Raw genomic sequence first — 23,687 nt, forward strand, 5'->3', positions numbered from 1 at the left:
CACGGTCCCGGTCAGCCGCCGACCCGGACCAGCGGCGCGCTCAGACCTGGACGCGCCGCTCCACGGTGTCGAGGATCTCGGCGACGGCCTCGTCCACCGGCACGCCGTTGCGCTGCGAGCCGTCGCGGAAGCGGAAGGACACCGCGCCCTTGGCGACATCCTCGTCCCCGGCCAGCAGCATGAACGGCACCTTCTGCTTCTGGGCCGTACGGATCTTCTTCTGCATGCGGTCGTCGGAGGAGTCGACCTCCACCCGGATCCCGTGCTCCCGCAGCTTCGCCGCCACCCCCGCCAGGTACGGCACGTGCTCGTCGGTGATCGGGATGCCGACGACCTGCACCGGGGCCAGCCACGGCGGCAGCGCCCCGGCGTAGTGCTCCAGCAGGATGGCGAAGAACCGCTCGATCGTCCCGAACAGCGCCCGGTGGATCATGAACGGGCGCTGGCGGGTGCCGTCGGCCGCCTGGTAGGTCATGTCGAAGCGCTGCGGGAGCTGGAAGTCCACCTGGATGGTGGACAGCTGCCAGGTGCGGCCGATGGCGTCCTTCGCCTGCACCGAGATCTTCGGCCCGTAGAACGCGCCGCCGCCCGGGTCCATGACCAGTTCGAGGTCCTGCTTGGAGGCCGCCTCGCGCAGCAGCTCAGTCGCCTCCTCCCACTCCTCGTCCGAGCCGATCGCCTTGCCCTCGGGACGGGTCGACAGCTCCAGGTAGAAGTCCTCCAGGCCGTAGTCGCGCAGCAGGCCCAGCACGAACTTCAGGACGGTGTCGAGCTCGGTGGGCAGCTGCTCGCGGGTGCAGAACAGGTGCGCGTCGTCCTGGGTGAGACCGCGCACCCGGGTCAGGCCGTGCACCACACCGGACTTCTCGTACCGGTAGACGGTGCCGAACTCGAACAGCCGCAGCGGCAGCTCCCGGTACGACCGGCCGCGCGACCGGAAGATCAGGATGTGCATCGGGCAGTTCATCGGCTTGAGGTAGTAGTCCGCCCCGCCGTCGAGCTGCATGGGCGGGTACATGCCGTCGGCGAACCAGTCCAGGTGCCCGGAGATCTCGTACAGGTCCGACTTGGTGATGTGCGGGGTGTTCACGAACTCGTAGCCGGCCTCGATGTGCCGGCGCCGCGAGTAGTCCTCCATGACGGTGCGGATCGCGCCGCCCTTGGGGTGGAACACGGCCAGCCCGGGGCCGATCTCGGTCGGGAACGAGAACAGGTCCAGCTCGGCGCCGAGGCGCCGGTGGTCGCGCTTCTCCGCCTCGGCCAGCCGGTGCTGGTAGGCCTTGAGCGCGTCCCGGGACTCCCAGGCGGTGCCGTAGATGCGCTGCAGCTGCGGGTTGCGCTCGCTGCCCCGCCAGTAGGCCGCGGCCGAGCGCTGCACCGCGAACGCGGGGATGTGCCGGGTGGTGGGCACGTGCGGCCCGCGGCACAGGTCCTTCCAGCACAGCTCGCCGGACTTCGGATCGAGGTTGTCGTAGATGGTGAGCTCGCCCGCGCCGACCTCGACGGAGGCGTCGGCATCGTCACCGGCGCTGGACTTCAGCCCGATCAGCTCGATCTTGTAGGGTTCGTCGGCGAGCTCGGCGCGCGCCTCGTCGTCGGTGACCACCCGGCGGGAGAACCGCTGCCCGGCCTTGATGATCTCCTGGGCGCGCTTCTCCACCGCCTTCAGGTCCTCGGGGGTGAACGGCCGCTCGACGTCGAAGTCGTAGTAGAAGCCGTCCTGGATCGGCGGTCCGATGCCGAGCCGCGCCTTGGGGAACAGGTCCTGCACCGCCTGGGCCACCACATGGGCGCAGGAGTGGCGCACGATGGCCCGCCCGTCCGGCGAGTCGACCGTGATCGGCTCGACGACGTCGCCCGCCGACAGTGGATGAGCCAGGTCGCGCTGCTGGCCGCCGACCCGGGCGGCGATCACCGACCGCTCGCCGTCGAAGAGCTCGGCGGCCGTCGTCCCCGCCCGCACCACCCGCTCCTCGGCCTGCTGACCTCGCTGAACGGTAACGCGGACGTCGGACACCGGACTCTCCTGCTGCGGTTGACGGATGGTCGGGACGCGCCCGTGCACGCCCCGACCAGGGGCGGTGATGCTGTGATGAAACTCTCGGAAACAGGTTTCGCCGGGGCGCCGGCGTTCGGCACGTGCCCAGGCCACGGTGCCGACACCAGGCCGTCCCGATCGCCGATGCTACTCGCGTGCTCCGAGGGCCCCAACGGGATTACGCACCCGGAGGTGAACGGAGGGTGAGCGGCGCGCGGGCGGGCGTCAGCGGGCGCGGATACCACCCAGGACGGTGTCGACGATCTGGCTGATCCGCGTCCCGGTCACCTCGTGGCTGCCGGCGGTGTACTGCCGGTAGGAGACCGGGCCCACCAGCATGTCCGTCACCAGGTCGATGTCGAGATCCGCCTTGAGCTCCCCGGCCGCCACCCCCCGGCGCAGCACGCTCGCGACCTGCTCCCGGGCCGGCGCGATCACCTGCTGGCGGTAGGTGTCGAACAGGTCGGGGTGGGACTCCTTCTCCGCCAGCAGCCGCGGCATGATCCGCCCCGACAGCGTCTGGATGTTGTTCCGGCGCACGGCGTTCACCACCGCGACCAGGTCGTCGCGCAGGGACCCGGTGTCATGCGGCTCATGCGGCTCGGCGAGGGTCGCCAGGGCGTCGGCGACCAGGGCGCCCTTCGTCGGCCACCGCCGGTAGACGGTGGCCTTGCCCACTCCCGCCGCGGCGGCGACCGCCTCCATCGACAGACCGCCGAACCCGTTGGCGGCCAGTGCCGCCAGGGTCGCCTCGATGATCAGCGGATCACGTCTGTTGTCGCGGGGCCGGCCCGGGGGGCGGACCACTCCGGACGGCGGGCGGGCCGGGCGTTCACGGGGGTCCGTCCCGCTGGCGGGTGCCACCGCCATCAGGCCTCGCCGCCACGCCGACACGACGGCGCGCCGCGCCCGCGTCGGTCACCCGGACGATCCATCCGCATACCTCTATGCCACCCGCGCCTTCGTCGCACCGCCCGCGTCACCGTGCGGAGATCACGGTCCTGCCCACCCAGCCCGGTCGCACCGGGCACCTCGTGCCGCGGCTCATGACCCCGAGCTTGTCAAGATCGGAGAGTACGTGTGTGCGACGCCACGCGCATCTGTTTGCGTCGACGCCACGCCTGTGCACAATGCGCCACGCCGCGACGACACACCAGCACCTTGGCGCCGACCGGCCGTTGTCCGCCCTGTCGGCGGCCGCCCTGTTGGTGGCAGCATGGAGGGACGCCGGGACGCGCTCCCGCGCCCGGACGGATCACCGGGAGTCTGCATGAGCTCATCGATCGGCAATCCCGCCGCGGCCGACCCCACCGGCGCCGGCGGGCGAGAGCCGGCGGCGGAGTCGGTTCAGGCGGCGACGCTCTACGGCGCGCCGACCACGGCCCGCCCCGCCTCCGCCGCGCCGGGGCCGGGGGCCCGGGGCCGCATCCGCACCGCCCCCGGCGGCCGGACCACGGTGCGCGACATCCGCGCCGCCAAGGACCGGAGCGAGAAGTGGGCGATGCTCACCGCCTACGACTTCACCACCGCCGGGATCTTCGACGAGGCCGGCATCCCGGTCCTGCTCGTCGGGGACTCCGCCGCCAACACCGTCTACGGCTACGAGACCACCGTCCCGATCACCGTCGACGAGCTGATCCCGCTCGTCCGCGCCGTGGTACGCGGGGCGCCGAACGCGATGGTGGTGGCGGACCTGCCCTTCGGCTCCTACCAGGGAAGCCCCGAGCAGGCGCTGGCCACCGCCGCCCGCTTCCTCAAGGAGGGCGGCGCCCAGGCCGTCAAGCTGGAGGGCGGTGCCAGGGTCCGGCCCCAGGTCGAGGCGCTGGTGGCTGCCGGTGTGCCGGTGATGGGGCATCTGGGTCTCACCCCGCAGAGCGTCCACGCGTTCGGCGGGTACCGCGTCCAGGGTCGCGACCGCGCCGGTGACGTCCTGCTCGCGGACGCCATCGGCCTGCAGGAGGCCGGCGCGTTCGCCGTCGTGCTGGAGGTCGTCCCGGCGGATCTGGCCGCCCGGGTGACCAAGGAGCTGGTGATCTCGACGGTGGGGATCGGCGCCGGCGCCGACTGCGACGCGCAGGTGCTCGTCTGGCAGGACATGGCCGGGCTCACCGGCGGGCGTCCGCCGCGTTTCGTGAAGCGCTTCGCGGATCTGCGGACGGCGCTGACCGACGCCGCGGTCGCCTTCAGCGACGAGGTCGCCGGCGGGGAGTACCCGACTGTCGCGCACAGCTACTGAACTCGACCGGTCCGGTGGGGCCCACCGCCCGGTGGCCCCGCCAGACCGGGGAGAAGGACATGTGGCCGGGGTCGTTCACGGGCCGGCGACGGCTCCGCCCAGTGCGGCGGTGAGTTCGGCCCGCGCCCGCACCAGCGAGGGGCCGTACCAGGTCAGCAGCCGGCCGGAAACGCACACCGCGGGCGCCGCGAACGACTCCGGGCCGTCGGACGGGCTGAAGGCGTACGGCTCGTCCGGCAGCACCACCAGGTCATGCGGCGGCAGCGTGGCGGGATCCACCCGCGGGTAGCGCTGCGCCGAGCCGCCCAGCACGTTGTCGACACCGAGCCGCGCCAGCACGTCCCCGGTGAAGGTGTCCCGCCCGACCGCCATCCACGGCCGGCGCCAGATGGGGATCACGGCGCGGCGGCGGGGGCCCCGGTGCGGCTCGGACCAGATCCGCTCGGCGGCGTCCAGCCAGGCCGGGCGCGGCAGCCGGCAGCCGAGCCGCAGCAGCCGGTCGAGGCTGCGCAGCGACTCCGGCACGGTGGTCGGCGCGGTCACCCAGACAGCGAGCCCCGCGGCGCGCAGCGCGGCCAGGTCGACCTCGCGGTTCTCCTCCGCGTTGGCACAGACCAGGTCCGGGGCCAGCGCCCGCACCGCCGCCAGGTCCGGGTTCTTCGTCCCGCGCACCCGGGTGACCGCCAGGCCCGGGGGATGTGAGCACCAGTCGGTGGCTCCCACCAGCAGCTCCGGGGCGCTGGCCGCGACGGATTCGGTGAGGCTCGGTACGAGGGAGACCACTCTGCGGACCACCGCCGGCACCGACACCGGGTTGCCCAGGTCGTCCAGCGGGTTACCGGATCCGTCCCGCGGGGGGCCGCCGGCCGGTGTCGTCATCCGGACGCGCCGAATCAGACGTCGGTGACCCGCAGGCCGGCGTGCGCCTTGTACCGGCGGTTGACCGAGATGAGATTGGCGGTCAGCGCCTCCACCTGGCCGGCGTTGCGCAGTTTGCCGGCGTAGATGCCGCGCATTCCCGGGATCCGGTTCGCCAGCGCGATCACCGTGTCCGTCGCGGGCCGGTCGTCGCCGACCACCAGGATGTCGGTGTCGACGGAGTCGACCGCCTCGTCCAGGAGCAGGACGGCGGAGACGTGGTGGAAGGCGCCGACGACGGTGCTGTCCGGCAGCACGGCCGCCGCCTGCTGCGCGGCACTGCCCTCCTCGACGGGAAGGGCGAAGGCGCCACCCTTGTCAAAGCCCATCGGGTTGACGCAGTCGATGACGACCTTTCCCGCGAGCTGCTTGCGCAGATCGGCGAGCAGCTCGCCGTGCCCCTCCCAGGGCACCGCGACGATGACCACGTCGGCCCGCTCGGCGACGTCGGCGTTGTCCCCGCCCTCGATCCGCCGACCGGCGCCGGCGAGCTTCGCGGCGGCCTCGCGGCCGCGCTCGGCCGAGCGCGAGCCGACAAGCACCTCATGACCCGCCATCGCGAAACGGACGGCGAGGCCGCCGCCCTGGGGTCCGGAACCGCCGAGGATCCCGATCACCAGGGAGGACACGTCAGGAAGTGAGGGCGAGGCAGTGGTCACGACAGTCATCCTGCCCCAAGCCGGTCGCACATGCCGAGCCACGTCACAGCCTGTGACGCCGCTCCCAGTTGCCTGATCGATCGGGCGGACGCCGCGGGAACGCCGTGGACCGGGGGCCGCCGGATACCACGAACGCCCCACCGAACGCACCGAGACGACAACACAAGCCGGCTGGACATATCCCCCACCCGCCGACAAGGCCACCCGCCCGATAGTGGACTATGAAGGAACAACGGGGCAGCTACGATCGCGACCGCGCTACCCAGGGCCACCTGAACCCAGGCCCGGCGGGCGGGGCCCCGACGCCTCCGGCGATGCGTCGCGACCGGCGAAGGAGCAACAGGAGTGGCGGATCCGCACAGAACTCTGACCGCGACGTGGAGCGCCGGCGATCTGACACAACGTGAGGGTCGACCCGCTTCAGGGAACCCCGAGCGTGCGTTCGTCCGAGATGGGCCGTACCGTTCCCAGTCACAGGCACCAGACAGATCTTTGGTTGGCAGAACTTCCGAGTCAGGCGAGAGAGGTCGAGCAATGGCGGACGTGTCGGTTCGCTTCGCGATGACGAACGACAGCGAAGTGGTGCTGAACCTGTCGCTGCCGCAGGCACTGCGCCTGATGGAAGCGATCGCGCGCAAGGTGGGCGAAACCCTCGCCGAGCGCAGCAACCAGTCGGTGGGCGGTGTCGGTGGGGTCCCCTCCCCCGCGCCCTCGAACGGGATGCCGAGCCTCGGGCCCTACACCCCGTCCTGACGGCGCTCCCGAAGCCAGGGTCTCCGGTCACGGGCCCGAGGCGGGTCGCCCCGCCTCGGGCAGCAGCGCATCGGGGGGCAGCGCATCGGGGAGCAGTGTGTAGATCTGGGTCGTGCTGACCGACGCGTGACCGAGCAGTTCCTGCACCACCCGCAGATCGGCTCCCCGGTCAAGCAGGTGGGTGGCGAACGAGTGCCGCAGCACATGCGGTGACGCCCCGTCCACACCGGCGGCGTCCGCCGCCGCCCGCAACGCCGACCAGGCGCTCTGCCGGGAGAGGCGGGTACCCCGCCGGGAGAGGAAGACGGCCGCGCCGGAACCGGCGGCGACCAACAGCGGCCGGCCGGCTCGCAGGTAACGCTCCAGCGCGGCCACCGTGCATCGTCCCAGCGGGACGACCCGGTTCCGGCCGCCGGGGCCACCCAGCCGGACCTGCGAGCGCTCCAGGTCCAGATCGTCGAGATCGAGACCCACCGCCTCCGAGATCCGCGCGCCCGTCCCGTAGAGCAGTTCGAGCAGGGCCGCGGCCCGCAGCCGCCGAGCCAGGCCCAGCGGGTCGCCACCGGCCGGTGCGGCCGCGGGCTCGGCTCCAGGTGTCTCCGTGGCTTCAGGTGTCTCCGTGGCTCCCGGTGTCTCCGTGGCTCCCGGTACATCCAGCGGTTCCGCGGTGGCCTCGGCCCGGTCTTCACCGGTGGACAGCCCCGCCGCGGCGAGGACCGCGGACACCTGATCCACTGTCAGTGCCCGCGGCGGGCGCCGCGGCGGCGTGGGCGGGCGGACCGGACGGGACACGTCCTCGCTGACATCGCCCACGCTCGCCGCGAAACGGTGCAGCGACCGCACCGCGACGAGCATCCGGGCGACGGATGCCGGCGCGAGGGGCGGGTGGACCGCGTCACCCGCATGCAGCACGGCGACGAAGCGCGCGATCTCGTCCGCGCCCACCGCGGCAAGCGAGGTGATGCCCCGCGCCGCCAGGTACTCGTGATAACGCCGCAGGTCGCGGCGGTAGGCGAGCACCGAGTTGCGGGCCAGCCCGCGTTCCNGGCCGACATGGTCCAGGTAGCGGTCGATGAGCTGGCCGGCGCCCGCGGAGCCGCTCGCGGCCCGGTCCGAGGCGTCGGCCGAGAGGTCGGCGCCGGGCCCACCGCGGCGGACGTCGTCGCCTTCCGCCGCGGTCATCATCGAACTGATATTAGGGCGCGTCGACGCCGGTTCGCCGTTGACCGTCACCACGGCGTCGGGAACCGTCTATCGTGGCAGTTTGTGCGGAGAGCCGCCATATCGTCACCTCGCGCGGAACCCGAGGCGGAGCCGCGGCCCGCGGAGCGGCGGCCCGCGGAGCGGCGGCCCGCGCGGCGGCGGGCGATCGCCGTTTCCGCGCTCCCGGTCGTGTGGTCGCTCTGCGCCAGCCTGACGCTCATCGGCTGCGGTGGCGCGGGCGGGTCGGGCGGAGCGCCGGCCCCGGCCCGCGCCGGCTCCGGCGCGGCACAACCCCCGGCGACAGCCGCCGCACCGACGTCGACCGCCCCGGGGGCGGGCGGTGGCGGCGAGGGCTCCACCGCGGCGGTCCTGCCCCGGGACGACTCCCCCGCCGGCGCCGGCCGCGTCGTCGAGGCGTACTTCAGCGAGATCAACGCCGCCGCGCAGGCCGGCCGGGTGGCCGACATCTCGACCACCGCCCTGCCGGGCTGCCAGACCTGCGCGCTGGACGTCGGCGTGACCCGCCGGCTCGATCAGATCGGCGCCCGGGCCGCCGCGGCCCCCTACGAGATCACCGGGCTGAGCCCGGGGGAACGGCGGGGCACAGTCGTCGACGTCCAGTTCACCGCGACGGCTCGAACGGTCCGGCTCCTCGACCCGGCCGGGCGCGACGCCGGCGAGCAGCCCGGAGTTCCGGCCCGCCCGGCCACCGCGCGGCTGGCCCTGACCGGGCCCGGCTGGCGCATCCAGAACATCACCTACACCGCCGCGGGCCGGCGGTCATGAGCCGGGGCCGGGCGCGGGCCGCGGTAGTCGCGCTGCTGGCCGCGGCCGCGGTGGCCGCACCCGGTCACGGCCGGCTGACCGGCTCCGCACCGCCGGCCGCCGCCGCCCCGCCGGTGCCGGACGCCTGCACGGTAGCCGGTTGGGGCAGCTGCGACACCCGCGCGACCGACCGCGGGTACCAGTACCGCTATCACAACGGGCTGCTGGAGCAGGTGCCACTGGACGACGGTGGCGGCGGCGGGGCCGGCTGCGGTGACGACTGCCCACCCGATCCCGACGCGATCTGCGCCCTGCTCACCGGCGTCGGCGCCGCGCCGGAGATGACCGACGCCGAGCGGGCCGAGTACGACGCCCTGACCGCGCAGTGCGGACCGGTCCTGTACGACCCGGACGGGATCGCGGTCGACGACCTCGCGGCCCGGTTCGCGGACTACCTGCGCGAGGAACTGCTGCCCACCCCGAACGTCCTGATCCAGCCCGCCGGCAACAGCTTCGCCAACCTGCCCGCGATCGTGCACACCGCGGTGCCGCCCGCGTTCACCTTCGACGTGACCGAGCCGGTGCTGGCGACGATCAGCGCCGTGCCGCACTACACCTGGCGGTTCGGTGACGGCGAGAGCGGGCCGGACGCCCCCGGCCGGCCCTACGACCCGGCGATCTCACCCCGGGAGCATCCGGACGCCTACGTCACCCACTCCTACCGGCGCCCGGGCACCTACCAGGTCACCCTCACCGTGACCTGGAACGGCTACTTCACCGTGCCCGGGGTGGCGCAGGCCTTCCCGCTGGCGGACATCGCCCTCACCGCGACCGAACCGATCACGGTGGAGGAGGCCGGCGGGGTGCTCGTCGGGAACGACTGACCCCACCCGCCGGGCCGCCGCCTCCGGATCAGCCGCTGGCGGCCGGCCTGGCCGCCCAGGGGGAGCTGACAGGCCGCAGGTTCCGGTAGCCGTCGGCCCGGGCCCGGTAGGTGGCCAGCAGGCCCATCACCGCCATCGCGTTGGTGATCTCACCCCGCATCACCCGGTCCACCGCCTCCGACAGCTCGACGCGGGTGATGTCCATCTCCGCCTCCTCGTGGACGCCGACATGCCGCTCGGCCGCCGGGATCTCCACCAGGTCACGGGCGAGGAACACGCGGTAGGCCTCGTCCGTCATTCCGGGCGAGGCGTACACGTCGACCAGCAGGTCGAACTGGCCCGCCCGCAGCCCGGCCTCCTCCGCCAGCTCCCGGGCCGCGGCGATCGACGCCGGCTCGCCGGGGACGTCCAGGATGCCCGCGGGCAGCTCCCACAGCGGTCCGCGGACCGGGTGGCGGTACTGGCGCACCATCACGACCCGTTCCCGCTCGTCCAGCGCGACCACGCCGACGGCGCCGGGGTGCACCACGACGTCCCGCTGCGAGGTGTCGCCGTCGGGCATCCGCACCATGTCCCGCCGCAGGGAGATCACCCGGCCGCGGTAGACGACGGAGCTGTCCGCCACCTCGTAGCTGTGCGCGGTCTCGCTCACGGGGAGACCAGCTCCCCGCCGTTGATGCCGTTGACACCGTTGACACCGGCGACGGCGTTGACGGCGGCGACGCCGGCCACCGCGGGCGAGTCAGCCGCCTCCAGCGCCGGGATGTCCACGGGCAGCAGCCCCCGGCGCCGGTCCGCGTGGACCACCGCGGCCTGGGCGAGCCCGCGGAACAGCGGGTGCGGGCGGGTCGGCCGCGAGCGGAACTCCGGATGCGCCTGGGTCCCCACGTAGAACNGGTGCGTGTCGGCGGGCAGCTCGACGACCTCGACCAGCCGACCGTCCGGAGACGTCCCGGAGAACGCCAGCCCGGCGTCGGCCAGCCGCTCCCGGTAGGAGTTGTTGACCTCGTAGCGGTGCCGGTGCCGTTCCTGCACCTCGGCCTCGCCGTACTCCCGGCGGGCGACGCTGTCCGCTCCCAGCGCGCAGGTGAAGAGACCGAGGCGCATCGTGCCGCCCATGTCGCGCAGGCCTTCGACCACATCCCGCTGGTCGGCCATCGTGGAGATCACCGGGTGGGCGGTCTCCGGGTCGAACTCGGTCGAGTTCGCCTCCGCCAGCTTCGCCATCGACCGCGCCGCCTCGATCACCATGCACTGCATGCCCAGGCAGATCCCCAGGGTGGGAATGCCGTGCTCACGGGCGTGCCGCAGCGCGGCGATCTTGCCCTCGATGCCCCGGACCCCGAACCCGCCCGGCACGATGATCCCGTCGATGCCGTCCAGCAGGTGGGCCGCGGTTTCGGGCGAGGTGAACTCGTCGGAGGCGATCCAGCGGATGTCGGCGCGGGCGTCGGCGGCGAACGCACCGGCCCGCAGCGCCTCGGTCACCGACAGGTAGGCGTCGGGCAGGTCGATGTACTTCCCGACGATGGCCACGGTCGCGCTGTTCTTGGGATGGTGCACCCGGCGCAGGAGGGTGTCCCACTCCGTCCAGTCGACGTCCCGGAAGCTGAGACCGAGGCGGCGCACGACATAGGCGTCCAGNCCCTCCTTGTGCAGGACCTTCGGGATGTCGTAGATGGAGCCGGCGTCGGGGGCTCCGACCACCGCCTCGTCGTCGACGTCGCACATCAGCGCGATCTTGCGCTTGAGCGCGTCGGGCAGCGGCCGGTCGGAGCGGCAGACCNCCGCGTCCGGCTGCAGCCCGATGCTGCGCAGCGCGGCGACCGAGTGCTGGGTCGGCTTCGTCTTCAGCTCTCCCGAGGGAGCCAGGTAGGGGACGAGGCTGACGTGCACCGTGAACGCGTTGTCACGGCCGACCTCGTGCCGGACCTGGCGGATCGCCTCCAGGTAGGGCAGTGACTCGATGTCACCCACCGTGCCGCCCACCTCGGTGATCACGACATCCACCGAGTCGGTCGCCAGCCGGCGGATCCGATCCTTGATCTCGTCAGTGATGTGCGGGACGACCTGCACCGTCTGGCCCAGGTAGGCGCCGCGCCGCTCGCGGGCGATCACCGCGGAGTACACCTGGCCCGTGGTCACGTTGGCACTGGCGTCGAGATCGACGTCGAGGAACCGTTCGTAGTGCCCGATGTCCAGGTCCGTCTCGGCCCCGTCGTTGGTCACGAAGACCTCACCGTGCTGGAACGGGTCCATGGTGCCCGGGTCGACGTTCAGGTACGGGTCGAGCTTCTGCATCGTCACCCGTAGCCCGCGGGCCTTCAGCAACCGGCCGAGGCTGGATGCTGTCAGCCCCTTGCCGAGGCTGGAAGCCACGCCTCCCGTAACGAACACATGCTTTGTCATATGCGCCTGCGCCACGCGGAACTCCCGTGGTCACGCCGCCGGTACCGGCCCCGGCGCCTCCACGGGTCTTCACGGTAACACCGCCGGGAGCAGGGGCTCCGGCCGCCCCGCCCACACGTCACCCACACCGGCGCCCACCCGCCGCCGGTGCGACGGCCGAGCCCGGACGGGACGGTCACCGGGACGGGACGGTCACCGGGACAGGGCCGGTCACGGGCGCGGGACGGTCAGGAGGGCGGCAGCTCGGCCTTGTCGGCGGCCGCCGCGGCGAGGAGCTCCTCGGCGTGGCCGCGGGCCAGCGTGCTCTCCTCCTGGCCCGCGAGCATCCGGGACAGCTCACGCACCCGCTCCGGGCCGTCCAGCGCCACCACGCCGCTGCGGGTCACCGAGCCGTCGCTGGCCTTGTGGACGACCAGGTGCCGGTCGGCGAAGGCGGCCACCTGCGGGAGGTGGGTGATGCAGATGACCTGGTGGGTGCGGGCGAGCCGAGCGAGCCGCCGCCCGATCTCGACCGCGGCCCGGCCGCCCACCCCGGCGTCGACCTCGTCGAAGACCATGGTGGCGCCGGCGTCGGCGGCGGCGAGAACGACCTCGATGGCGAGCATCACCCGCGAGAGCTCCCCGCCGGAGGCACCCTTCTCCACCGGCCGGGCCGGCGCGCCGGGATGCGGCACCAGGCGCAGCTCCACCTCGTCGATCCCGCTCGGCCCGTAGGCCACAGTCCGGCCACGGACGGGCAGCCCTTCGGGGTCCTCGCGCTGGCTGACGACCGCCTCCACCCGGGCCCGCGGCATCGCCAGGCCCGCCAGCTCGGCCGCCACCGCCGTACCGAACCGCTCGGCGGCGGCCACGCGGGCCGCGCTGATCCGCTCGGCGAGACCGGCGAGCTCCGTGGTCAGCGCCTCGCACTCGGCCGCCAGCGCGCCGGACTGGTCGCCGTCGCCGTCGAGCTCGAGCAGCCGCCGCCCGGCGGTCTCGGCCCAGGCCAGCACGCCGTCGACGTCCGTGCCGTGCGCGCGGGCGAGCGCCGTGAGCTCGGCCCGGCGGGCCTGCGCCCCCGCCAGCCGCTCGGGGTCGGACTCCACCCCCGCCGCGTAGGAGGCGAGGTCGGCGGTGACATCGGTGAGCAGCGCCGTCACCTCGGTGAGCCGGTTCGCGAGCTCGGCCAGGGCCGGGTCGAGCGCCGCATCCCCGGCGACGATCCGGCGCGCGGCCCCCACCAGGTCGAGCGCCGCCGGCCCCTCGTCACCCAGGGCCGGATCGCTGGCCAGGGCGGCGTGCGCCGAGCGCGCCGCGGAGACCAGGGTCTCGGCGTGCTCCAGCCGGCTCAGCTCCGCGGCCAGGGCCGCGTCCTCCCCCGGCAGCGGCGCGACCCGCTCGACCTCGGCGAGACCGAGGCGGAGCAGCTCCGCCTCCTGCGCCCGCTCCCGCGCCCGGCCGGTGATCTCGGCCAGCCGCGCCCGGGCCTTCGCCCGCCGCGCGTGGACCCGCCGGTAGAGCCCCAGGGGCTCGGCGACGGCCGCCCCGGCGAAACGGTCGAGCGCGTCGCGCTGGGTGGCGGGACGCCGCAGCCGCTGCGCCTCGGACTGGCCGTGCACGGCGATGACGTTCTCGGTGATCTCGGCGAGCACGCTCGCCGGCACCGACCGGCCGGCGAGCTGAGCGCGGGAGCGACCCTCCGCGGTCAGCGTGCGCCCCATGATGATCACATCTTCGTCGATCTCGCCGTCGAGCTCGCGCACCCGTTTGACCAGGGCCGACTCCGCGGGCACCACAAGCCGGGCCTCGACGGACGCCCGCCCGGCCAGCCGGGAGACCAGGGCGTAGTCGGCCCGCCCCCCGGTCAGCAGCCCCAACCCCTGGACGATCATGGTCTTGCCGGCGCCGGTCTCCCCGGTGACCACCGTCAGCCCTGGCGCCAGGTCGAGGACAGCATCGTCAATGACGCCGAGGCCGCGAATGCGAATCTCCTCGAGCACGCCCCGAACTCTAGCGTCACCGCCACCTCACCCGGCACCCGGAAATCGGGGAAAGGGCGGCGTGCCGCCGATATCCCGCCTCGGGCGGCCGCCGGCCCGTGCCTCCTCAGCGCTGCGTGCGGCCCCGCCAGCCGACGACGCGAAGATCGAACTTGGCGACCAGCCGGTCGGTGAACGGCCGCGGCCGGATCACAGCAAGGCGCACCGGCCGGCGCCCGCGCGCCACCTCGACCCGCGACAGCTGCGGGACGTCGACCATCCGCCGCCCGTCGCAGTACAGCACCGCCGGGACGTCCGGCAGCACCTCGACGGCGACCGTCGCGTCCGGCGCGAGCACCAGCGGGCGCGCGAACAGGGCGTGCGCACTGATCGGCACGACCAGCAGCGCCTCGACCCCCGGCCACATCACCGGGCCACCGGCGGAGAACGCGTACGCGGTCGAGCCGGTCGGGGTCGAGCAGATCACCCCGTCGCACCCCCACCGGGACAACGGCCGCCCGTCGATCTCCAGGACGCAGTCCAGCATCCGGGCGCGCTCGGCCTTCTCCAGCGACATCTCGTTGAGAGCCCACCCGGTGTAGATGAGCTTCCCCTGGTGACGCACCGTCACATCGACGGTCATCCGCTCCTCGACGGTGTACTCCTTGCGGACGACGTGCTCCACCGTGGCGGCCAGGGCGTCGGGCTCCGCCTCGGCGAGGAAGCCGACATGCCCCAGGTTGACGCCGAGCAGCGGGACGTCGGCCGAGCGCGCGAACTCCGCGCCCCGCAGCAGGCTGCCGTCGCCGCCCAGGACCAGCACCAGCTCCGTGCCGACGGCGGCGTCGATGTCCACCGGCACCACGTTCGGCGCCGAGAGGTCGAGCAGCTCGGCCTCGTCCCGCAGCACCCGCGGGGAGACCCCGGCGGCGGCGAGCATCTCCAGCACCCGCTGGGCGCTCTCCCGCACCACGGAGCGGCGCGGATGGGTGACGACAAGAACCTCACGGGTCATCAGCCGGTCCTTGGGGAGGTGGTGGGAGAGGGAGAAACGGGAACTCTGCCGCTGGCACTGGCTGCGTCGCTGGCACTGGCTGCGTCGCTGGCGGTGGCCCGGTCGCCCGCCGGCCCCGCCTCGATCGCCGCGGCGATCATCGCCTCGACCTCGCCGGCGGCCGGCGCGGCGTCGGCACGCAGCCAGAGGAGGTACTCGACGTTTCCGGCCGGGCCGGGCAGGGGGCTGGCGGCCACCCCACGTACCCCGAGCCCGAGGCCCCCAGCGGACGTCGCGACGGACCGGACAGCACTGGCGTGCAGGGCAACATCACGGACCACACCGCCTGAGCCGAGAAGTTCCCGGCCGACCTCGAACTGCGGTTTGACCAGAAGGACGAAATCGGCGCCAGGCTGCGCGCAGGCGCGCAGCGCCGGCAACACCAGAACCAGTGAGATGAACGAGATGTCACCGACGACCAGTTCCACCGGATCCCCGACCTGCTCGGGAGTCAGGTAACGGGCGTTCGTCCGGTCCAGCGTGCGCACCCGCGGATCCGCGCGCAGCCGCCAGACCAACTGCCCGTAACCGACGTCGACAGCCACGACTTCCCGGGCACCGTACCGCAGCAGGACATCGGTGAACCCTCCGGTGGAGGCGCCGACGTCCAGGCAGCGCCGGCCGGCCACGACCAGCGGCGGCCCGGCGACCACCGGCCCGTCGACCAACAGCCCGCTGGCGACCTGCGCTCCGGGCGCAGGCCCGCCGGCAGGCCCCGGCGGGAGCGGCACCCCGAACGCCTCGAAGGCGCCGACCAGCTTGTGCGCCCCGCGGGAGGCGTAGCCGGGATCGTCCGCCACCGCGACGACGATCGACGCCGAACCGTCGACCATCGTGGCCGCCTTCGTCGCCGTCACCCCGGCCACCCGCACCCGCCCGGCGCTGATCGCCTCGGCGGCACGCTCCCGGGATGTGACGAGCCGGCGGCGGACGAGCTCTACGTCCAGACGTGTACGGCGCGCCACCGACAGGCCCCCCGCCTCACCTGGGGGCCCGGACGCCACCGGGCCCAGGGGAACCGCCGGGCCCGGGAACAGCGCCCGGGCCCGGGTCGGCGGCCAGATCCCGCAGGGATTCCTCCAGCAGGCTGTGCACCTGTTCGAACGCCTCCAGATGCTCCCCGGCCGGCCGGCCGGGGAGCGTCGCGAGCCGCTCGAGCGCCGCCGTCAGCTCGGCGGACAGTTCGTCGGTGTTCACCGGACAAGCCTCTCGCATTCCGCGCGATGCCGGTGCCCGGCCTGCGCATCAGCCGGCGCGTACGTGGCTGCGCTCACATCCGGGTCGCGATCGGTCCGTCCGGGCGCCGCACGCACGCGTTAGTGTCTGCTGGCGGTGACGGAGGAGGTGGAGGAGGTGGAGGTCCGGCATGGCCGACCGTGTGCAGTGTGAGGCCGCGCTACGTGCCCTCGCCTCCCGCCTCGACGACCTCGCTCGCGGTCGCCGGCCGCCCCGCACCCCCGACCGCGTGATCGTGTGCCGCATTCCGGACCTGGAGGCGACCTTCTCCGGTCATCTGCGGGACGGCTGCCTGCGGGACATCGGTGAGGGTGAGCGGCCAGGTGCCCAGATCACCCTCACCGTCAGCAGCGACGACCTGCTCGCCGTGACCGATGGGACACTCTCGATCACCTCGGCCTGGGCCAGCGGCCGGCTCAAGATCGACGCGAGTGTCCGTGACCTGCTGCGGGTACGCGCGCTGCTCTGACCCGGCGGCCGCTCTGACCCGGGCGGCCGCGCACCCGGCCCGGCGGTGCTCAGCTCGCGGTCGGCGGCCGCAGCTCCGCACAGCCCGGCGGGCGCTCGTCGGCGAGGCCCGTCAGCGCTCGGCCCTCGTCGAGGGCGGACCAGGCCAGCGCGCAGGCCGCGCGCAGAGCATCCAGGCCGTCGTCGGCCCCGTCGGCCCCGTCGACACCGGACGCACCGGACGCACCGGACGCACCCGGCGAACCGCCGTCCACCGCGCGCTGCCAGCGCAGGACGGTACCGTCCAGACCGCAGACCCACTCCCCGCAGCGGGCGACTCCGTCCCGCACGACCGCGGCCGGATGCGCGCGCCGCAGCCCGCGCAGGTCGGCCGCGAGGAACGTCGGCCGGTGCCGCGGCGGGGCGGCCAGCAGGTCCGCCGGACCGGTGACCCCGGTGAACACCAGCAGGGTCGGGGTCGCCGACCGGAAGCCCGCCTCGATGTCCGTGTCCAGCCGGTCACCGACGATGATCNGGTCGCGGGCGCCGCTGCGCCGCACCGACTCGGCGTGCATCGCCAGCTCCGGCTTACCGGTCACCACCGGCTCGGCCTCCGTGGCGGCGCGGACGAACGCGACCAGGGCCCCGTTCCCCGGGGCCAGTCCCCGTTCCGTCGGCACTGTCAGGTCGGTGTTGCTCGCGACCCACCAGGCCCCGGCCCGGACGGCCAGGACGGCCTCGACCAGACGGGCGTAGGTCATCTCGGGGTCGAAGCCCTGAACGACCGCGACCGGCCCGTCGGCCGCGGTGGACGTCGGCGTCAAACCTTCGGCCGCCACCGCCTCCCACAGCCCCGCACCCCCAGCCACCAGCACCTTCGCCCCCGCCGGCAACCGCTCGGCCAGCACGTGCGCGGCCGCCTGGGCCGACGTCACCACATCACCGGCCGACGCCGGCACGCCGAATCCCGACAGCCGGGCGGCGACGGTCTCCGGCGTCCGCAGGGCGTTGTTCGTCACATAGACGGTGCGCATCCCGTCCCGGCCCGCGGCCTCGATCACCGCCGCGGCGTGCGGGACAGCCCGCTCGCCGCGGTTCACCACGCCGTCCAGATCCATCAGCGCCACGTCGAACATCGACACCAGCGGGGCGGACGTGCCCGAAAGCGGCGCCCACGCCGCCGTCGCCGGTGTGCTCACGCGCGGGCCAGCGCGGCGCGCGCCCCACGCAGTGCGACCCCGTAGTGCGCCAGGTCCGGCCGCATCGCCACGGCCAGCGCCAGATGCTCGACGGCGACCCGCAGGTCCCCGGTGCGGTGGGCGGCCATTCCCAGCCCGAACTGGGCGTAGTCGTCGGTGGGGTGTCTGTCGACGATCCAGGCGAAGGTGCGGGCCGCGTCGTCGTACAGCCCCGCGTCGAACTGGGCGCGCCCCAGCGCCTCGCGCACGCTGGGCGAGGCGGGCTCGGCCGCGACCGCGTGGGCGAGCAGCTGCACCGCGGCGTTGGCGTCACCGTGCCCCAGGAGCGCCATGCCCCGGGTGTACCAGTCGTAGACCTCACCGGCCGGTGACCGCACCGGCTCCGGACCCTGTCGGTTCCCGCGCGCGACGCCGGACTCCTCCGTCATGGCACCTCCACGTCGTCTGGACCACCGCGGGGGTGGCGGCCGCGGCGGCGGTACCAGCACCAGCACCACCGGGACGCCGCACCAGATCACACCGAGGGACCGGCGCCGGCCACGGCCGAAGCCCGGCCGACGCGGCTCGACGGCGCACCGGAGACCGACCTGGCAACAGCCCNGGCCGGCCCCACCGGCCGACGTCCTCGGCGACACAGGTGGGAGGGAGGCGTCCCACCCTCAACAACCAGTTTCACCGTAAGCGGGCCCCACATGCCTGAACATCGGAATATCGGCCTGTCTTCCGTGCCACCCGGATCCGCCCGGCCGGGACCGTGCGTCACGGCCCAACCCCCGGGGCCACCGCCGCGGCAGGACCTACCATGCGGCTCATGGTTGCCCCTGACGCCGCGGCCTCCGTGCCTGCTGTGCCTGCTGTGCCTGCCGTGCCTGTGCCCGCCGGGCTCGTCCTCGCGCCGTTCCGGGCGGCACGCTTCGCCGCCGCCGGCGCGAACCTCGCCACGCTGACCTCGCCGCCCTACGACGTCATCGACGACGACGAGCGGGCCGCTCTGGAGGCAGCGGCGGAGCACAACGTCGTCCGACTGATCCTGCCGCGCGACGTCTCCCCGGACAGCCCCGGCAGTGGCTACGAGCAGGCGGCCGCAACCCTGCGCGCCTGGCTGGGCAGCGGCGTCCTCGTCCGCGACGAGAAACCGGCCCTCTACGTCTACGAACAGCGACAGGACGACCACGTCCAGCGCGGCCTCGTCGGTGCCCTGGCCCTCGCCGATCCCGACGCACAGATCGTCCTGCCGCATGAGAACACCATGGCCGGCCCGGTCTCGGACCGGCTGGCCCTGACCCGGGCGACCGCCGCGAACCTCGAACCGATCTTCCTGCTCTACGACGGCGGCGGGCCGGCCAGCGACGCCGTGGCCGCCACCGTCACCACGACCCCGATCATCGACGTCAGCACCGACGACGGTGTGGCCCACCGGCTCTGGGCGATCGACGACCCGGCCACCCTGGAGGCGATCGCGGCAGACCTGCTCCCCCGCCGCGCGGTGATCGCCGACGGGCATCACCGGTACGCGACCTACCGCCAGTACCAGGCCGAACGGCACGCGGCAGGCGACGGCGACGGCCCCTGGGACTTCGGCCTCACCTTCCTGGTGGACGCGACCGTGAGCGGACCGCAGGTGCACGCCATCCACCGCGCCGTGCGCGGGCTGACCCTCGCCGACGCGGTCCGCCGGGCCCGGGATCTCTTCACCGTCCGGCAGCTTCCCGACGGCGACGGCAGCCGACCGGCACCGCTGCTGGACGAGCTCGCGGCGGCCGGACTCGACGGCCACGCCTTCGTCATCACCGATGGATCAGCGGCCTACCTGCTCACCCAGCCCGCCGCAGACCTGCTCGCCCGCGCCCTACCGGCGGACCGTTCGGAGGCGTTCCGTCGCCTCGACGTGACGGTGGCCCACCTGGCGCTGATCTCGGACGTCTGGGGCCTGCCGGACGCCGTCGGTGTCGTCGACTACTACCACGACGCCCCCGCCGCGATCGCCGCCGCGCAGGCCTCCGGCGGGGTTGCGCTGCTGCTCAACCCGACCCCGGTGGCCGACGTGATCTCCGTGGCGGGGGCCGCCGAACGGATGCCCCGCAAATCCACGCTGTTCACCCCGAAGCCCCGCACCGGGCTGGTGATGCGTCCGCTGGACTGAGCACGCGGGGTGCCTCGGCGCGAGGCCGGCGGGAACCGGGACGGTCACCCTCCCCCGGTCCCGGAACCGGCGAACGGCCGGACACGGACCTGCCGGCCCAGGGATCTGGGCCGGCAGGTCCGGCCGGACGGATCAGTTGGCTGGCGAGCCCGGCTCCCCGGTTCCGGCCGGGGAGCGCGTCGCCCCACCGTCCGGGGCATCCGAGAAAACGATCACCGGGATCGGAGCCGCGCCGTCGGCCGCCAGCGCGGGCGAGGAGCCTTCCCCCGCCGCCGAGAAGTCGACAGCGGCCTCGGGGGCTCCGGCCTCCGCGGCTACCGCCTCCGATTCCGCGTCGGCCGGCGCTCCACCGGCCGACTGCTCCTCAGCAGGCTCTTCCACGACCGTCTCAACGGCAACCGACTCACCACCAACCGACTGAACGGCGACCGGCAGCTCGTCAGTCGACGCGACCGCAACCGGAGCCCCGCCGACTGACGCGACCTCGGCCGCGGCCGCGGCCTGGCTTCCAACCTCGCCCTCGCCGGCCGCCACGCCAGCCGTGCCGCTATCCCCGGCCGTCTCGGTGTCCCCGGCCGTCTCGGTGTCCCCGGCCGTCTCGGTGTCCCCGGCATCCACGCCGACCTCCGCGAGGTCGTCACCGATCGCCGCGGTGTCCTCCTCCGTGTCGGCAGTGTCGGCGGTGTCCTCGGTGTCCGCGGTGTCGTCCGTCGCGGTGCCGGCCGGCTCGCTGCCAGCGGTATCAGCCGGCTCGGTGCCGGTCCGGGCGGTGTACTGCGCACCCTCCGCGGAGTCCGTCTCGTCGAGGCCGCCCACGGCGGCAGGTCGGCCCGCCGGCCCACCGCCATCCGTGTCCGGAGTCTCGCCTTCGCCCTCGTCGACGACGGTGAGCTCGTAGGCCCGTTCGGCGGCGTCGGTCTCGCCCTCGTCGATTGCCGCCGTGGCCGTGAACCAGCGCAGGGCCTCCACCGGACGCCCGGCGGCCAGCAGCGCCTCGGCGTAGGCGTACCAGAGGCGGGGTGTCCAGGGCTTCGGTTCGGTCTTGGCGGTCGCCTCCGGGCGGAGCAGCACGACAGCGGCGTCCGCCTGGCCCATGTCCCGCCGCGCGCCAGACACGACGATCAGCAGTTCCACGCGCGAGGCGGCGTCGAGCTCGGCGACGCCCGGATCCGAAAGGCAGTCGACGGCACGCTCGGGACGGCCGAGACCGCGCTCGGAGTCGGCGATCAGGGGCAGGTTGCGCGGCGAACCGTCGATGCGGCGAGCCGCCCGCAGCTCCAGCAGCGCGGACGAGTACTCGCCGGCGTGGTAAGCCGCCACGCCGACCGCTTCGCGAACGGCCGCCATCCGGGGCAGCCTGGCGGCGGCTGCCCGGGCGTGCTCCAGCGCCAGCGCAGGGTCGCTGTCGACGATCATCGCGGCGGCAACCAGATGGCGGGAGATCGTCTCCGCCAGCGGGGCCGGCAATCCGCGCATGTCACGCCGGATGTCACGGTCCAACAGGTCGGCTCGGGCCTCATCCGGGAGCGGAGGTGCCGGTGGGCGACGGCGCGGCGCCGTGTCGCCCCGCTCTCCACCGGAACGGCCAGCGGCACCTGTGCCACCGCTCGGCGGCCGGCCTGATCCCGTCCGCCCGCGGCTGTCGGGCCGCCCGGACCGCCCCGGTCCCGCCGCGCGCTCGGGACGCCCGGCTCCACGCCGCTCCGGACGATCCCCAGTCGGGCGATCCCTGTCCGGGCGATCCCTGTCCGGGCGATCGCTGGACGGCCGCTCGCCAGCCGGGCGCGACCTGTCCGTCCAACCCCCGGCCGAACGAGGCCTGTCCGGCCGCTCGCCAGCCGGACGACCCCTGTCCGGCCGCTCGCCAGCCGGGCGGGACCTGTCGGGACGCGCACCGGCCGAGCTGCCCCTCGCGGCTCCGTCACCACCGGGTCGGCCCCGGTCAGGCCGGTACGCCGACGATCGGTCCCGCTCAGGGCGACCACCGTCCGACCGTCCGTCCGAACCCGGTGCCCGATAGCCGGGACGGTTGCCTCCGCTGCCCGCTCCGAACCGGCGCACGCCGGACTGGCCACTTCCCTCTCCACCGAAACGCGAGGGGCGGCTGTCGGGCCGCCGCTCGTCGCGGCCGCCCTCCGGGGCACGATCCCGGCTGTAGGACGACCCTCCGGTGGAGCTGCCGTCCGTGTGCCGGCGATCGGTGGGCACGCGATCGGTCGGGCGGTGGTCGGTCGGGCGGTGGTCGGTCGGGCGGTGGTCGCCCGCCGGACGCCGATCGTGCTGGCGCTCGGGACGAGCCTCCCACCTGCGGCCCACCGGCCCACGGTTGTCCGCTCCTGGCCGTCGGTCGCCACTGCGGCCGCCGGACGCCTGCCGTCGGTCGCCGCCACGGTCGAAAGGCGCCGAGCCGCGGTCTCCCCCGGCCGGCTTCCATGGCGCGCCGCCACGACCGCCGTCCCGCCCGGCGCGACTGCGCGCGTCTCCCCCGAACCGGGGGCGCTCAGCTGCGCCGGCAGAGCCGGCAGAGCCGGCAGAGCCGGCAGAGCCGGCAGAGCCGCCAGAACCGTTGTCGGGCCTGCTCCAGGTCCTGCCACCCGCCGCCGGGGCCGGCCCACGCCGCGGACCTCCGGTGAAACGGCTCTCTCCCGGCCGCTGCGCGCCCGAGCGGCTCTCGTCCTCCCGCCGCGGGGGGCGCTGCCATGCCGGACGCTGCCCGCCTTCGTGCCGGCCCGTCGGCCCACCGGACCCGAAGTCTCGATCCCGACCGCCTCCCGAACGCGGCGGAGCTCCGCGGCCCGCACCCCCCGCTCGCGGAGGAAGTGCGCCGCGCGAGGATCCGCCGGCGCGCGGTGGTGCGCTGGAACGACGCTGCGGGCCGGAATGACGCGGGGACTCCGTTGCTGACGGGCCGTCGGGGGGAGCCTGACCTCGCGGCGCGGAGGTTCCCCTCGACGCGCCCGGACCCCGGGCCACCCGGCCGGACCGGCGCGCGTCACCGGCGGGTCCCCGCTCGGTTCCAGGTGCACCCCGGCGCGCGCCGCCGGTACCGCCCCGCCGTTCGCCACCGCGCTGTGCCGCCTGGCTCTGGTAGCCCGGCCGGCTGCCGCCGGCGGACCTGTCGGACCTCGGAGGCTGGGACCTCGACTCGTCGTTCGGCATGACGGAAAGCATTCCTTTCGTTCCGGGGTGCCGGAACGCGGCCTTCCCCAGGTGAAACTCATTGTCCGCGGTGCGCCAGCGGACTGCCGCGCCGGGCCGGGCCTCGTAGCCGCCCGGGTTCACGCTCGTGGCGGAGCGGCATCGCAGCACTGCTCCGCAGATCGCCGACCAGCGGCTGAAGCCAAGGGACGGGCCGCCAGGAGACGCGCGGACCGATCAGCGCGGCCGCACCGCCAGCTCCGCTGAACCGACCGGCAACACCGCCGTTCCCGCTCGGGAGACCTGGAGCAGCTCTCGGGCAGCGGCAGGGTGTGGCGGCCAGGGATGCNCCACGCTCAGAACATCCCGCAAAAACAGGTAGGGGCTGTCTCCGGCACCAGCCAGAAACAGCCCCCAACCATAAAGAAGTCCGGCGGCGTCCTACTCTCCCACGCGGTCCCCCGCGCAGTACCATCGGCGCTGAAGGGCTTAGCTACCGGGTTCGGAATGGAACCGGGCGTTTCCCCTTCGCCATAGCCACCGAAACACTATCAGACCCGACCATAACCGGTCGCAGCCCGAGAACCGCACAGTGGACGCAAAACAGCAGAATCTTTGTGGTCAAGCCCTCGGCCTATTAGTACCGG

The 23,687-nt window shown here is 74.0% G+C and carries 19 protein-coding genes, 1 rRNA gene and 5 pseudogenes; 6 read left to right on the forward strand and 19 right to left on the reverse strand.

Annotation, left to right across the window (positions count from 1 at the left end; translation table 11 throughout):
• Positions 1-40: 40 nt before the first annotated feature.
• Together thrS and UG55_RS04985 are read right to left on the reverse strand one after the other, a co-directional pair.
• Complete coding sequence (gene thrS, locus UG55_RS04980; protein ID WP_066063439.1) at positions 41-2,017, reverse strand: threonine--tRNA ligase; 1,977 nt, start codon at positions 2,015-2,017, stop codon at positions 41-43.
• Between the two features lie 246 nt (positions 2,018-2,263).
• Positions 2,264-2,908: a TetR-like C-terminal domain-containing protein gene (locus UG55_RS04985; RefSeq protein WP_066063441.1), complete on the reverse strand. Its 645-nt coding sequence runs from the start codon at positions 2,906-2,908 to the stop codon at positions 2,264-2,266.
• A gap of 400 nt (positions 2,909-3,308) precedes the next feature.
• Here UG55_RS04985 and panB point away from each other — a divergent pair, with 400 nt between their 5' ends.
• Positions 3,309-4,274, forward strand: a complete 966-nt coding sequence (panB, locus tag UG55_RS04990; protein WP_066063444.1) for a 3-methyl-2-oxobutanoate hydroxymethyltransferase — start codon at positions 3,309-3,311, stop codon at positions 4,272-4,274.
• Positions 4,275-4,349: 75 nt separating this feature from the next.
• Here the strand turns inward: panB and UG55_RS04995 are convergent, their stop codons facing one another.
• Positions 4,350-5,153 (reverse strand): helical backbone metal receptor, encoded by an 804-nt coding sequence (locus UG55_RS04995; RefSeq protein WP_066063447.1) that lies wholly within the window; start codon positions 5,151-5,153, stop codon positions 4,350-4,352.
• Between the two features lie 14 nt (positions 5,154-5,167).
• A complete protein-coding gene (gene npdG, locus UG55_RS05000; protein ID WP_242423746.1) occupies positions 5,168-5,851 on the reverse strand; it encodes an NADPH-dependent F420 reductase in 684 nt (227 codons plus the stop codon).
• 534 nt (positions 5,852-6,385) lie between these two features.
• Between npdG and UG55_RS05005 the strand changes: the two genes are divergently transcribed.
• Positions 6,386-6,604, forward strand: coding sequence for a hypothetical protein (locus UG55_RS05005; RefSeq protein WP_006542192.1), 219 nt, complete (start codon positions 6,386-6,388; stop codon positions 6,602-6,604).
• A gap of 27 nt (positions 6,605-6,631) precedes the next feature.
• On the opposite strand, the gene UG55_RS05010 is transcribed toward UG55_RS05005, so the two are convergent.
• Positions 6,632-7,649 (reverse strand): tyrosine recombinase (locus UG55_RS05010; RefSeq protein ID WP_242423747.1); only part of this gene is annotated, 1,018 nt, incomplete at its 5' end.
• A 221-nt stretch (positions 7,650-7,870) separates the two neighbouring features.
• Here UG55_RS05010 and UG55_RS05015 point away from each other — a divergent pair.
• Together UG55_RS05015 and UG55_RS05020 are read left to right on the forward strand one after the other, a co-directional pair.
• Positions 7,871-8,593 carry a hypothetical protein gene (locus UG55_RS05015; protein ID WP_242423748.1) on the forward strand — a complete coding sequence of 241 codons (723 nt, stop codon included), beginning with the start codon at positions 7,871-7,873 and terminating at the stop codon, positions 8,591-8,593.
• Positions 8,590-9,456: a PKD domain-containing protein gene (locus tag UG55_RS05020; protein ID WP_066063451.1), complete on the forward strand. Its 867-nt coding sequence runs from the start codon at positions 8,590-8,592 to the stop codon at positions 9,454-9,456. The genes UG55_RS05015 and UG55_RS05020 overlap by 4 nt, the downstream gene beginning before the upstream one ends.
• A 28-nt stretch (positions 9,457-9,484) precedes the next feature.
• On the opposite strand, the gene UG55_RS05025 is transcribed toward UG55_RS05020, so the two are convergent.
• The 9 genes and pseudogenes from UG55_RS05025 to UG55_RS05050 all read right to left on the reverse strand — a co-directional run bounded on the left by UG55_RS05025 (position 9,485) and on the right by UG55_RS05050 (position 16,074).
• Positions 9,485-10,108 (reverse strand): NUDIX domain-containing protein, encoded by a 624-nt coding sequence (locus tag UG55_RS05025; RefSeq protein WP_066063452.1) that lies wholly within the window; start codon positions 10,106-10,108, stop codon positions 9,485-9,487.
• Positions 10,105-10,351 (reverse strand): annotated as a pseudogene (locus UG55_RS32580) (CTP synthase); the annotation flags it as partial. The pseudogene UG55_RS32580 and the gene UG55_RS05025, both read right to left, overlap by 4 nt.
• 1 nt (position 10,352) lies before the next feature.
• Positions 10,353-11,100 (reverse strand): annotated as a pseudogene (locus UG55_RS32585) (CTP synthase); the annotation flags it as partial.
• A 1-nt stretch (position 11,101) separates the two neighbouring features.
• Positions 11,102-11,242, reverse strand: a pseudogene (locus UG55_RS32590) (hypothetical protein); the annotation flags it as partial.
• 1 nt (position 11,243) lies between these two features.
• Positions 11,244-11,880, reverse strand: a pseudogene (locus tag UG55_RS32595) (CTP synthase); the annotation flags it as partial.
• Positions 11,881-12,092: 212 nt separating this feature from the next.
• Positions 12,093-13,844: a DNA repair protein RecN gene (gene recN, locus UG55_RS05035; RefSeq protein ID WP_066063456.1), complete on the reverse strand. Its 1,752-nt coding sequence runs from the start codon at positions 13,842-13,844 to the stop codon at positions 12,093-12,095.
• A gap of 106 nt (positions 13,845-13,950) precedes the next feature.
• Positions 13,951-14,838 carry an NAD kinase gene (locus UG55_RS05040; protein ID WP_066063458.1) on the reverse strand — a complete coding sequence of 296 codons (888 nt, stop codon included), beginning with the start codon at positions 14,836-14,838 and terminating at the stop codon, positions 13,951-13,953.
• Complete coding sequence (locus tag UG55_RS05045; RefSeq protein WP_066063589.1) at positions 14,838-15,842, reverse strand: TlyA family RNA methyltransferase; 1,005 nt, start codon at positions 15,840-15,842, stop codon at positions 14,838-14,840. The genes UG55_RS05040 and UG55_RS05045 overlap by 1 nt, the downstream gene beginning before the upstream one ends.
• Before the next feature lie 16 nt (positions 15,843-15,858).
• Entirely contained in the window at positions 15,859-16,074 is a 216-nt protein-coding gene (locus UG55_RS05050) for a hypothetical protein (protein ID WP_066063460.1), read from the reverse strand.
• Between the two features lie 169 nt (positions 16,075-16,243).
• Between UG55_RS05050 and UG55_RS05055 the strand changes: the two genes are divergently transcribed.
• Entirely contained in the window at positions 16,244-16,582 is a 339-nt protein-coding gene (locus UG55_RS05055) for an SCP2 sterol-binding domain-containing protein (RefSeq protein ID WP_066063462.1), read from the forward strand.
• A 49-nt stretch (positions 16,583-16,631) separates the two neighbouring features.
• On the opposite strand, the gene UG55_RS32600 is transcribed toward UG55_RS05055, so the two are convergent.
• The 3 genes and pseudogenes from UG55_RS32600 to UG55_RS05065 all read right to left on the reverse strand — a co-directional run.
• Positions 16,632-17,094: HAD hydrolase-like protein (locus UG55_RS32600; protein WP_242423749.1), on the reverse strand; the 463-nt coding region annotated here is incomplete at its 5' end.
• Position 17,095: 1 nt separating this feature from the next.
• Positions 17,096-17,759 (reverse strand): annotated as a pseudogene (locus UG55_RS32605) (HAD-IIA family hydrolase); the annotation flags it as partial.
• Positions 17,756-18,187 carry a lipopolysaccharide assembly protein LapB gene (locus UG55_RS05065; RefSeq protein WP_066063468.1) on the reverse strand — a complete coding sequence of 144 codons (432 nt, stop codon included), beginning with the start codon at positions 18,185-18,187 and terminating at the stop codon, positions 17,756-17,758. The pseudogene UG55_RS32605 and the gene UG55_RS05065, both read right to left, overlap by 4 nt.
• Positions 18,188-18,561: 374 nt before the next feature.
• Here UG55_RS05065 and UG55_RS05070 point away from each other — a divergent pair, with 374 nt between their 5' ends.
• Positions 18,562-19,902, forward strand: a complete 1,341-nt coding sequence (locus UG55_RS05070) for a DUF1015 family protein (RefSeq protein ID WP_066063469.1) — start codon at positions 18,562-18,564, stop codon at positions 19,900-19,902.
• Between the two features lie 132 nt (positions 19,903-20,034).
• Here UG55_RS05070 and UG55_RS32610 read toward each other — a convergent pair whose 3' ends face one another.
• Together UG55_RS32610 and rrf are read right to left on the reverse strand one after the other, a co-directional pair.
• Positions 20,035-21,378, reverse strand: coding sequence for a hypothetical protein (locus tag UG55_RS32610; protein ID WP_242423750.1), 1,344 nt, complete (start codon positions 21,376-21,378; stop codon positions 20,035-20,037).
• Positions 21,379-23,468: 2,090 nt separating this feature from the next.
• Positions 23,469-23,585 (reverse strand): 5S ribosomal RNA (gene rrf / locus UG55_RS05080).
• Positions 23,586-23,687: the final 102 nt, after the last annotated feature.

The sequence above is a fragment of the Frankia sp. EI5c genome (assembly GCF_001636565.1).
GTDB lineage: Bacteria > Actinomycetota > Actinomycetes > Frankiales > Frankiaceae > Parafrankia.